Below are 11,389 nucleotides of genomic sequence, written 5' to 3'. Positions count from 1 at the left end.
CGGGTTGAGGACCTTCACCTCGGCGCGGCCGGGGAGCACGACGAGCCCGCCTTCGTCCCCGATGCTCCGGAAGGAGGTGTCGGGATTGCGGCGGGGATGGGTCGGCATGGCGGTCGTCATGGCGGTTCGACATTCCTCCGGGAAGCGGGCCGAGAATCTACCCCCACCGGGTCCGGGCGGGCCACCCCACTTCGAGGCGATTCCGCGACGAGCGAAACAGTACGGCGATGGTCCTAATTCGACAAGGGGGATTCCGCGGCCTTTAACCGCGCCGCGAGCTGTTTCCCCCGCTCCCCCTCCATCCCCTCGAGGGCCGCGGCCTGCGCCTGGGCGATGTCCGCCCTCCCGAGCGTCAGCGCGGTCGCCCCGAGCGCGAACCGGATCTCCGGGTTGTCCGGCTCGAGCTCGGCCGCCCTCGCGAGCGCGGGGAGCGCGTCCTGCGCCCTCCCCGCCTTCGAGTAGGCCAGGCCGAGGTTGAACCAGCTCCGCGAGAAGTCCCCCCGCGCCTTCGTCGCACGCTCGAGGGGGGGAATCGCTTCGTCGATGCGCCCCGCCTGCGCGAGCAGCGTGCCGAGGTTGTAGGCGACGTCGGCGTCGTCCTGCTCGGGGATCGCGCGCAGCGCCGCGATCGCCCCGTCGAGGTCTCCCTGCGCCGCGCGCACGGTGGCGGCGCGCACGCGCCCCGCGAGGGAGTCGGGATCCTCCCCCGCCCCCTTCGCTTCCGCAGTCGCGATCGCGGCGCGAAGGGAGGCGAGCGCTTGCGGGTCGCGGATCGACCGCAGGTCGAGCTTCGGGAACTTCCGCCGCGCCGCGTCGGGGCCCAGCGGCAGGCGCACCAGCAGCGCCCGATCCCCGGGGAGCTGCGCCCACCAGACCTCCTCCCCCGCCGCGACCGCCGCGTCGAGGTGGAAGGAGATGCGCCCGTCGCCGAGCGGGAGGGCGAGGTGGACGGGATCCTCGGACCACAGGTCCACGCCGATCGAGCGCGCGTAGTCGATCGTGGCGTGTTTGTCGTGGGCGAGGATGCGCCACTCCGACGGCGTCGATCGCGCGACCACCTTGTCGGTGAGGCCGAGCTTGTCGAGGGTCCGAAGATTCGAGCGATACGGGATCGCGCCGACGCAGCTCGTGGCGACGTGCGTGTCCTTCGGGAGCACGCCGTCGTCCACGAGCGCGCGCAGGTAACGCCCCTGGTCCTCGACGGTCCGAAGGAACAGCCGGTGCTCCTCCTGCCGGATCCCCACGAAGCGCGAGGTCGTCTCGCGCAGGAGGTCGCGGTGGAGTCGGCCGAGGGGGGTGAACGGCTCGAGGAACTTCCCCGCGACCGGGTGATCGGGGCGCTGGCCGGGGAACCCGGGCCAGTACTCCTTCACGAACCCGAGGTGCGATCGCAGCGGGAGCCACGTCACGACGAAGACGAGGGCGAGGGTCAACGCCGCGCGCCAGGGAAGGCGGCGCACCCCCTCCCCCGCGAGCAGGAACAGGAACGGGAAATACGCGTCGAGCGGGCGGTACTCGAAGTGGTCGCCGCCGATCGAGGCGACGTAGATCGCGTGGGGGACGACCGCGGCCGCGAAGAGGAGCGGCACGTGCCCGCGCCCGCGGCGGACCAGGAACACCGCTCCGACAACCGCCACCGGCACGACGAGCCACAACCCGTATTCGAGCGCGAACGCACCGAGATAGGTGAAGCCCATCTCCCACCACGCCCGGCCGCCGACCTTCGCGTAATAGGTGTTCGGAAGCCACTCCCCGTAGTAGCCCTTGCGCCAGAGGAAGTGCGCGCCGACGAGCGTCCAGAAGACCGCCGCCTGCAGCGCGACCGACCCGAAGGTCGCGGTCCGCTTCGTGAGCGCCCAGAGCGCCCCGCACGAGAGCACGCACGCCGCGACCAGCAGGCCGTCGGGGCGCGTGAGGGTCGCGAGCGCGAGCAGGAACGCCCCCCACGGCCGGGCGCCCCGGCGCTCGACCTCCGAGGCGACGGCGAGCGTTCCCCCGACGACGAGGACCTCGTACAGCCGGGTCTCGAGGCCGCTCGTCGCCCAGACCGCGACGGAGCGCGTCGCGCCGAGAAGGAGAGGGGCGACCGCCACGGCCCACGTGCGGCGGTCCTCGTCGCCCAGAATCACCGCCCCCCGCGCGACGAGCCCCCACAACACGACCGTGAGGACGAGCGAGAGCGGATTCGCCGCGTGCTCGGGGGCGATCCCCACGAGATCCCCCGCCGCCAGGATCACGACCCAGAGGAAGTTCGTGTACCCCTCGACGCGCTCGAAGCCGGGGTTGAAGACCAGGCCGAATCCGTCGGCGAGGTTGCGCGCGTAGCGGAACGAGATGAACGCGTCGTCGCAGAGGAATCGGTAGACGAGGGCGTGCGCCAGCGCGAGGGCGAGGGTGGCCGCGAGGAGCAGGCGCCGGGTCACGGGGCCTCCACCATCGCGCGGGCGCGCTCGCGGTCGAACCGGTAGAGGTGGTTGTCGTGGGCGGCGTCCGCCCACTCGGGGACGAAGACCTCGGGGAGGCGGACGATCCAGGCGACGTGCTCCGGAGGCGCCGGGTGGAGGACGACGATCCGGTCCACCCCGCGGGCGAGGAGGTTGCGCAGGTACCCGCGAAGCTGCGCCTTCCGGTCGAGGGCCTCGGGCATGGCGTAGTCCACCACGGTGCCGTCGATCGTCGGCGGGACGTAGACGACCTCGTGCCGGAGGCGCGACCCGAGCAGCGGGTACAGATACCAGGACTGGCTGACCCCGTTCCACCCGCAAGTCGCCGCGATCCGCGACGGCGCGACCCCGTCGAGGTGTTTCCACATCGGCCACGCCGAGACCGCGTCGGGGTCGAGGGAGTGGAAGTCGTACGGCCCCCCCTTCGGGTCGGCCGCCTCCCGCCAGACCTCGTAACGCGCCCCTTCGCGCACCGGGGGCACGGCGAGCACGAGCGGGAGAAGCGCCAGCACCCCCGCGCGGCCGCGGGTCGCGCGGTGGAGCGCGAGGCCGACGACGAGCGCCCCCGCGAGGATCGCGGCGCCGCGGGCGTCGGCCCGGCCCCAGCCGAGCGGGATCGACATCGCCGCGCCGGCCGCGACGACCGCCGAGAAGACGAACCGGCTGCGGCTCCAGGGAACGAGCGCGGCGAGCGCCAGCAGCACCCCCCAGATCGGCAGGACGTGACGTCCGAAAACCGACGACCACAAGGTGCGCAGGGCGACCGATTCCGGAGACCACGCCGCCGCGACGAGCACCCCCGCCACGAGCAGGGGCGCGAGCGCGCCGCGACGCCGCGCGGGATCGCGCAGAAGGCACGCGAGTCCCCACGCCGCGAGGACGGCGACGAGCGCGGCGCCCAGCCCCAGACCGGCGAAGTCGCTGCGGGGCCAGCGCCACGTCCCCCCCAGCCAGACGAAGATCTCCCACCACGGGTACCCGCTCACGTCGTGGTTCGGGGAATTCCCGGAGAGAAGCGTGGTGAGCTGGACGTTCCCCCGGAGCACGGGGTGCCCCGCCACGGCGAGGCCGAACGGGTAGAGCGGGTTCCCGGTCCGAAGCCAGGTGCCGAGGTACTCGGGGAGCGCCGTCCCCGCCGCCACTCCCACGAAGGCCGGCGCGAGCCCCGGCGCCAGAAGGCCGATCGCCGCCGCGAGCGCGACCGCGGCGGGGGCCGCGCTCGTCTTCCCCGCGGCGGCGAGGCCGCACGCCGCACCGGCGAGCGCGACCCGGGCCCAGCGATGCCCGTCCTCCCTCGACGGGGCGAGCGCGAGCGCCGCGAGGATCCCGGCGGCGACGAGGACGTCGACGTAGGCGGTCGTCAGCAACGAGGCGAGCGCCGGGGTCGCCGCCATCGCGAGCGCGGCGGTGGCGGCGGGAGGGCGCGACGCCCCCAGCCGCCGCGCGAGCGTGTAGACGGCCAGCGAGGCGAGAAGGCCGAAGGCTCCGCCCGCCGCCGCGAGGAGCGCGCCGTCGCGCGCGAAGAGCATCGTCCCGCCGAAGAGCACGCTTCCCGCCGCGGGGAAGAACTCGTAATACCCCCAGCCGTCGGGAGCGGCCTCGTGGATCGAGCGACCGAGCGTGACGAAGCGCCCGGCCTTGAAGAGGTGGTAGGTGATCGCGTCCCAGCCGAGCGGAGGGGACACCGTCCCCTTGAGCACCCTCGCCGCGAGGATCGCGGCGACCGCTCCCGCGGCGAGGAGGAAGCTCCGCGACATCGCCGGGATCGGGAGCGGAGCGGGACGGGCCCTCCACGCGAGCACCCCCGCGACCGCGGCGAGAGGGAGCACGACCCACCATCGGAACGCGTGCACGGCGAGGAGCATGCGCCCGACGAGGTAGGCCCCCCAGCAGGCGAGCACTCCGGCGGCGAGCACCTGCTCGCGCCCCGGGGCGGAGGAGAGCAGGCGCGTCGCGACGACCCATGCGCACAGGAGCACCGCGGCGGCGACCCCGAGGGCGGCGAGGAGGCCGATCACCCGTCAGCCCTTCGGAACGGCCTTCCCGACCGCGATCAGCGAGAGACCGGTGGGGAGCGGCACCATCCGCTCGATCGGCAGCCAGAACTTCGACACGAGGTTGAACACCCCCAGCTGCCCGGAAGGGAGCCGGTCGCGCTTGAGGATGCGGCCGTTGAGCCACCACCCGGGAAGCCCCAGCAGGTTGAACCACTCCACGTGCTCGACGAGGAACCCGGCGCGCTCGAGGGCCGCGTGGAGCGTCTCCTTCGTGTAGCGCCGCTGGTGGTCGAGCGCGGTGTCGAGGGGGGAGAACAGGGACGGATGCGCGGGGACGAGGATCACCACGCGCCCCTGCGCCGGCGCGAGAACCTCGCGCGCCCGCGACAACGCCGCCGCCTCGTCGTCGATGTGCTCGAGGACGTTGAGGCAGACGATCGTGTCCACCGGGCCGCCGGGATCGACCGGGAGCGGCTCCCGCATGTCCCACCGCGCGACGCGGCAGTTGTCGAGGACGCCGAAGTCCTCCTCCAGGCGCCGCAGCCCCTCGTCGTCGAGGTCGGTCGCGATCACCTCGCCGCAGTTGAGGAGGTAGTTCGTGATGTTCCCGTGCCCCGCCCCGGCCTCGACGATGCGGTTCCCCAGCCACGGGCGGATCCGCTCGAACATGTGCAGGTTGAAACGGCGGAGCTGGCCGATCTTCTCGAGGGTCTCGTTGCCGGCGGCGGTCGCGACGTCGCCGGTGAGGCGGAACTTCACGATGCACCAGAACGCCTCGAGCCCGTCCTTCCAGGTGATCTTCTTCCCCGCCTCGTACCCGCGCCCGGCGTAGCGGATCGGCACCTCGTAGATGCGGAACCCCATCCGCGCGAGCTTGGCGGTGATCTCCGGCTCGAAGCCGAAACGGTCGCTCGTGAGCCTGATCGACCGCAGGACGTCGCGGCGGAAGGCCTTGTAACAGGTCTCCATGTCGGTGAGGTTGAGGTCGTTGACCATGTTGGAGAAGCCGGTCAACACGGCGTTGCCGATCGAGTGCCAGTAGAGGAGCACGCGCCGCTCCTCGCCGAGGAAGCGGCTCCCGTAGACCGCGTCGGCCCGCCCGTCGAGGAGCGGGACCAGAAGCCTCGGGTAGTCCTGCGGGTCGTATTCGAGGTCGGCGTCCTGGACGACGACGTACTCCCCCGTCGCCTCCTCGAACCCGCGCCGGAGCGCCGCCCCCTTGCCGCGATTGCCGGGCTGGAGGATCCCCCGGATCTCGGCCCGGTCCATCACGCCCGGATCGATCCCGCGCTTGGCGAGCGCCGGCCCCATGACCTTGCGCCAGTCGCGGCCGAGCGCCTCGATCGTCTCGCGCGTCCCGTCGCGCGACCCGTCGTCCACGACCACGATCTCCTTGCGAAGCCCCTGGGCGGAGAGATCGACGGCCAGAACGCGCGAGAGGATCGTCAGCAGCGTGCGCCGCTCGTTGTAGGCCGGGACGACGATGGAGAGGGTCGGCATGCGATCGCGCAGTATACGGTCAGCGCACGTACCCCAACGATCGCAGCCGCTCGATCATCTCGGGGTCGTAGTCCGACGCCGCGCCCCCCGTCATCGGGGCCCGCCTTCCGAAGGTCGGAACGCGGGGTCGCTCTCGCACCCCCTCGAAACAGTGGAGCGACGCGCGCCCCGGCATCTCGTCGCTCGCGGGGTACCCCGAAAGGGCGAGCAGGGTCGGCGCGAGGTCGAGGGGGTCGATCGGCGGCGCGACGCAGGTCGCGCGCGTCCCCTCCCCCGTGACGAGGACGAACCCCTCGGAGCCTTTGCCCGCGGCGCGCCCCGGATCGGCGACGACGACGGTGCGCCCCGCGCCCTTCGCCGCCGCCACCACGAGGGCGTCGAGCCAGCGCACGTACGCCTCGAGGGCGGCCTGCGCCTCGACCATCGCGGTCGATCCGGGGGCTGTCCCGCGCTCTCCGAGACGGAAGCGGAGGATGTCGAGCCCCGGGAGGTAGACGAAGGTCGCCGCGAGCGACGGGTCCCCCGCGAGGCGTTCGGCGACGCGCCAGGCGTAGGCATCGATCAGGAACGACTCCCAGACCAGCGGGCGGAGCGGCTCGGAGACCCCGGGCGCGATCGCCGCGTCGAACCGAGCGCGGATCTCCCGTTTGTCCTCGGGGAACTCGTGGCGCAGGCGATCGAACAGCGACTCCGGGGCGGTGTCGCGATCCCCCGCGGCGTCGGAGAGGAGTTTCGCGAGGACGCGGTCGGAGACGACGTAGCCGGGGGGGGCCGCCGGCCACGAGGCCCAGAACCCGACCGCGGCCGCGGGGGCCTTCAGCCCGACGATCTCCCAGACGGTGCGCACGCGGCGCGAGGCGCCGCTCGTGGGGACGTCCCGCGCGGGGAGGAGGTAACGCAGCGCCGCCTCGAGGGCGAGCGGCCCTCCCCGGCGCAGCGGCGTGGCGACGCCGGGGAGGCGTTGCGCCCCCGCCTCGCGGACGCCGTGCGCCTCGGCCGGCATCCCGGTGAGAAGCGTCGTCCACATCTCCGGCGGCTGGGCGGCGGGCGGGCGCTTCCAGGGAAGGACCGCGCCGCGCTGCATCGCGCCGAGCATCCCGTCCACCGCCTCCGTCGCGGCGAGCGCCTCGACGAGCCCGCCGTCGAGGCCGTCGATGCCGACGACGGTGAGGCGCGTCGCGGGGGCCGGATCGAACGGGGCGGAGCCGGCGTTCGACGGATCCGTCCTCGGGAGGAGGACGAACGCCGCAGCCGGGACCGCGAGAAGGGCGAGGAGGATCGCCCGGCGGCCGCGGTCGGGGACCTGGCCGGTGCGGCCGACGATCCCCGCGAGGGAGACGAGGCCGGCGAGCCACGCGATGAGCGCCGTCGCCACGACCGCCGAGGCGAGGAAGGCGAGGTTCTCGAGGAGCCCGCCCCCCTTCCGGTTCCACCAGAGGACGAGCAGGTAGGCGAGCGTGGGGAGGGAGACGAGAAGCCCCGCCCGCAGCGTGTCCGACCGCCGCGCGCCGCGGCGCTGCGCGGTCGCGACGACGATCGACGCGGCGACGAGATCGAGCAGGAAGAGGACGATCCCCGAGACGACCGCGAAGTAGAGCCAGAGGACGAGGCCGTCGGTCGCCCCGAGGAGCGGGCGGTTCCCCGCGACCGCGGCCCCGGCGAGCAGCGCTCCCAGGATCGGCGCCCCCAGCAGCGCCGCCTTCAGCGCGGTGCGCGCGATCCCGCGCGCTTCCGAGCCGGGGTCGACGAGGTCCCGGAGCAGGAACCGCTCGACGCGACCCTGCAGGTAGCCGCGCTCGACCAGGCGCCGGCGGACGTCGTCGTAGCCGTTCGACCCGGGCCCGCTCAACGATCCCGCTCCCGCACCATCTCCGCGAGGGAGGCCAGGCGCCCGCCGCGTTTCCCGAGCGGCTCGAGGGCGGCGATCGCGGCGTCGATCAGCTCGTCGTTGAGGCGGCGCGCCCCGTCGATCCCGGAGAGGTTCACGAACGTCGTCCGGTCGCGGTCGAGGCCGGCGTCCTTCCCCGTCTTGGCCGGGTCGCCGCTGTAGTCGAGCAGGTCGTCGGTGATCTGGAAGGCGAGGCCGAGGTTCTTGGCGTAGCGGCGCAGCGCCTCCACGTCCCGCTCGCGCGCCCCCGCCGCGATCGCGCCGAGCTCGGCGGCGGCGATGAAGAGCGCGCCGGTCTTGTGGCTGTGGATGAACTCGAGCTCGTCGAGATCGAGGCGCTTGCCGGTCGACTCGAGGTCGACGACCTGGCCGCCCACGAGCCCCTCCGCCCCGATCGCGAAGGCGAGGACCTCGACGGCGCGCACCCGCTCGCGGTCCTTGCTCGCCGCCGCCCGGGCGACGACCGCGAAGGCGTGGTTGAGCAGCGCCACGGCGGCGAGGATCGCGTTCGCCTCCCCCACGACGCGGTGGAGCGTGGGTTTCCCGCGCCGCAGCGTCGCGTCGTCCATCGACGGCAGGTCGTCGAGGATGAGCGAGGACGCGTGCACCATCTCGACCGCCGCCGCGAACGGCAGCGCCTCCTCCGCGTCCCCCTTGAGCGCCTCGCACGCGGCGAGGGTCACGACCCCGCGCAGGCGTTTTCCGGGGAGCAGCAGCGTGTAGCGCATCCCCTCGTGAAGGCTCGCGGGGGGGGTGCCGAGGGCGGGGACCGCGGCGGCAACCGCCTCCTCGACGCGGCGCTTGCGCGCGGCGAGCCAGAGGGGGAGGTCGTCGGTTCCGGGGGCGGCCATCGCGGCCAAGATATCAGCGGGTCGAGGCCAGCCGGGTTCCGAGGAAGGTCCCGACCCGGTCGTGGTAGCGCTCGAGCTCGGCGCCGTAGAGCCCCGCCGTCCCCGTCCCCGGGAGCGTCACGAGGTTGGCCTCCGCGTCGCGCGTCTGCGGGAGGCTCGCGTACATCTTCTCCATCGCGGCCGCGAGCGCGCTGTCCCCCGCGGGGGCGACGAACAACACGTCCCGTCCCCGAAGGCCGGCGACCGCGCGGTCGGCCCGGGCGTCCTCGGGGGCGCTCTTCGCGATCGCGTGCAGCATCGCCGCCGGGACGAACGACAACCGCTTCGCCCCGAAAGACCATCGCCCGTACACCTCGCGCGCGAGCCTCTGCCCCGCGTCGGCCCAGAGGCCGTCGAGGACGAGCACGCGGAGCACGGGGCGGTCGGCCGCCGCGAGGACCGCCGCGTGCGCTCCCGAGCCGGTTCCGTAGACGCCGACCCGGCGCAGGTCGATCGCGCCTCCCCCCCGCGCGACCAGGTAGTCGAGGGCCCCCAGGACGTCCCGCTTCTCCGTCGCGCCGAGCGTCGCGGCGGCCTCGGCGCTCGCGCCGTGGCCGCGGAAGTCGAAGGCCAGGACGTGCAGCCCCTTCTTCTGGAGGTAGATCGCGAGGTTGATCATCTGCGCGGAGCTTCCGCCCAGGTCGTGGCACAGGATGACCGCGGGCCCCCCGGCCGTACCCTCGAGGAACCAGCCGCGCAGCTCGACGCCGTCGGCGGCCTTGAACGTGACCCCTTCGGCCTTCGCGAGGTCGAGGGCGATCGCCTGGTCGGCACGGGCGGCGCGCGCCGGATGCGTCGCCTGCCAGACGCGCGCGAAGACCACACCGGCCCCTGCGATCAGGGCGACGACGAGGACGAGCAGCGCTCGACGCACGACGCTCATGGCGGCGGAATATAGAGCGTCGCTCCGAAATGCGCCCGGATCGCCGCCGCAGCCTTCGCCCCGGCCGCCCGGACGAGGGCCTCGTCGCTCGCCCCCTTCACCCCGTCCAGGCTCCCGAACAGGCGGAGGAGCTTCTTCGCCGTCGCGGGGCCGATCCCGGGGACGTCGGTCAGCGCGGTCCGGATCGTCCGCCGGGAACGTTTGCCGCGGTGGGCGGCGACCGCGAAGCGGTGGGCCTCGTCGCGCACGCGCTGGAGCAGCTGGAGGGCGGGGTGCGAGCGGGCGAGGCGGATCGGCTCCCCTTCCCCCTGGACGAAGATCTCCTCCTCCCTCTTGGCGAGGGAGACGATCGGGAGCATCGGAAGCCCCTCGATCGCGAGGGCGCGCACGGCCGCCCCGAGCTGTCCCGGCCCGCCGTCGATGAGGACGAGGTCGGGAAGGCGGCGGTCCTCCTCGAGCAGGCGGCGGTAGCGTCTCGTGACCGCCTCGGCCATCGACGCGAAGTCGTCGGGGCCGGAGACGCTCCGGATCGTGAAGGTGCGGTAGTCGGACTTCCTGGGCTTCCCCCCTTCCCACACCACCATCGACGCGACCGAGTCGGACCCCTGGATGTTGGAGATGTCGAAACACTCGATCCGGAACGGCGGCTCGTCGAGGCCGAGGACCTCGGCGAGCGACTCGAGCGCCTCGACCCCGTGCGCGTGGGCGGCGCGGAATCGCGACTCGAAGGCGAGCAGGGCGTTCTTGCGCACGAGCTCGAGGAACCGCTTCTTCACCCCGCGCTCGGGGACCTTGAGGGTCACCCGCCCGCCGCGCCTTCCCGCCAGGAACCGCTCGAGGAGCTCCGCGTCCGCCGGCGCCTCGGGGAGGTAGACCTCGGGCGGGGGCTCCTGGTCGGCGTAGTACTGCGCCAGCACGCTCGCGTAGAACGACGCGGGCTCGAAGTCGATCTCGTCGAAGGTGAACTCGCGCCGCGCCTGGACCTTCCCCTGCCGCATCTGGAAGAGCTGCAGCGCCGCCTGGCTTCCCTCCGCGTGGTGGGCGAAGTAGTCCTGCTCCTCGAGCCCGACCGAGGCGATGTGCTGCCGGACGGCGAGTTTCTCGACCGTGCGCAGCGTGTCGCGCAGGCGCGCCGCCTTCTCGAACTCCAGGGCGTCCGACGCCTCCTTCATCCGGGACGCGAGCGAGGCCTCGAGGTCCTTGTGCCGCCCCTCCAGGAAAAGGCGCGCGTGCTGAACCGCCTTCCCGTATTCGTCGGGGGTCGTTTTCCCCGCGCACGGGGCCAGGCACTGGTCGAGGTGGAAGTAGAGGCAGGGCCGGCGCTTGCCGTCGAAGACCTCGTTGCAGGTCGCGACCTGGAAATAACGCGGGACCATCTTCATCGAGCGCCGCGCGAGCGAGGCCGGGATGAACGGCCCGAAGTAGAGGTTCTTGTCGAGCCGCGCGCGCCTCACGAGCGACACCCGGGGGTAGGTGTCCTCGAGCGAGAGCTTCAGGTAGGGGAAGTTCTTGTCGTCGCGAAGGACGACGTTGAAACGCGGCCGCTCCTTCTTGATGAGGTTCGACTCGAGGATCAGCGCCTCGGTCTCCGTGTCGACGACGATGATCTCGAGGTCGGCGACCGACTCGACCAGCGCCCTCGTGCGCGGCGGGTGCTGCGCGGAGGGCTGGAAATAGGAGCGCACCCTCGAGCGCAGCGACTTGGCCTTGCCCACGTAGAGCAGCTCGCCGCCCGCGTCGTAGTAGCGGTAGACCCCCGGGCGGTCCGGGAGGGCGTCGAGCTTGGA

At 73.1% G+C, this 11,389-nt stretch carries 7 protein-coding genes; all 7 read right to left on the bottom strand.

Annotated elements, in window-relative coordinates; translation table 11 throughout:
* Positions 1–233: 233 nt before the first annotated feature.
* Positions 234–2,423 (bottom strand): tetratricopeptide repeat protein, encoded by a 2,190-nt coding sequence (locus tag VF139_04410; protein HEX6850627.1) that lies wholly within the window; start codon positions 2,421–2,423, stop codon positions 234–236.
* Positions 2,420–4,462 carry a hypothetical protein gene (locus VF139_04405; GenBank protein HEX6850626.1) on the bottom strand — a complete coding sequence of 681 codons (2,043 nt, stop codon included), beginning with the start codon at positions 4,460–4,462 and terminating at the stop codon, positions 2,420–2,422. Before VF139_04405 ends, VF139_04410 begins: the two co-directional genes overlap by 4 nt.
* A gap of 3 nt (positions 4,463–4,465) precedes the next feature.
* Positions 4,466–5,941: a bifunctional glycosyltransferase/class I SAM-dependent methyltransferase gene (locus VF139_04400; protein ID HEX6850625.1), complete on the bottom strand. Its 1,476-nt coding sequence runs from the start codon at positions 5,939–5,941 to the stop codon at positions 4,466–4,468.
* A 19-nt stretch (positions 5,942–5,960) separates the two neighbouring features.
* The gene (locus VF139_04395; GenBank protein ID HEX6850624.1) at positions 5,961–7,790 is read right to left on the bottom strand and encodes a hypothetical protein; all 1,830 of its coding nucleotides are present in this window, start codon (positions 7,788–7,790) and stop codon (positions 5,961–5,963) included.
* Positions 7,787–8,680 carry a farnesyl diphosphate synthase gene (locus VF139_04390; protein ID HEX6850623.1) on the bottom strand — a complete coding sequence of 298 codons (894 nt, stop codon included), beginning with the start codon at positions 8,678–8,680 and terminating at the stop codon, positions 7,787–7,789. The genes VF139_04395 and VF139_04390 overlap by 4 nt, the downstream gene beginning before the upstream one ends.
* Positions 8,681–8,693: 13 nt before the next feature.
* A complete protein-coding gene (locus tag VF139_04385; protein HEX6850622.1) occupies positions 8,694–9,602 on the bottom strand; it encodes an alpha/beta fold hydrolase in 909 nt (302 codons plus the stop codon).
* On the bottom strand, positions 9,599–11,389 hold a 1,791-nt coding region (gene uvrC, locus VF139_04380), incomplete at its 5' end, for an excinuclease ABC subunit UvrC (GenBank protein ID HEX6850621.1). The genes uvrC and VF139_04385, both read right to left, overlap by 4 nt.

The sequence above is a fragment of the Candidatus Polarisedimenticolaceae bacterium genome, assembly GCA_036376135.1.
GTDB lineage: Bacteria > Acidobacteriota > Polarisedimenticolia > Polarisedimenticolales > DASRJG01 > DASVAW01.
The sequence above is the reverse complement of the archived record's forward strand: the minus strand, read 5'-3'. Positions and strand labels throughout refer to the sequence as shown.

What these genes read in the sequence shown, in the direction of transcription:
- VF139_04400 (HEX6850625.1), bottom strand. Translation starts at nt 5,941, where the DNA reads ATGCCGACCCTCTCCATCGTCGTCCCGGCCTACAACGAGCGGCGCACG.
- VF139_04390 (HEX6850623.1), bottom strand. Translation starts at nt 8,680, where the DNA reads ATGGCCGCCCCCGGAACCGACGACCTCCCCCTCTGGCTCGCCGCGCGC.
- VF139_04385 (HEX6850622.1), bottom strand. Translation starts at nt 9,602, where the DNA reads ATGAGCGTCGTGCGTCGAGCGCTGCTCGTCCTCGTCGTCGCCCTGATC.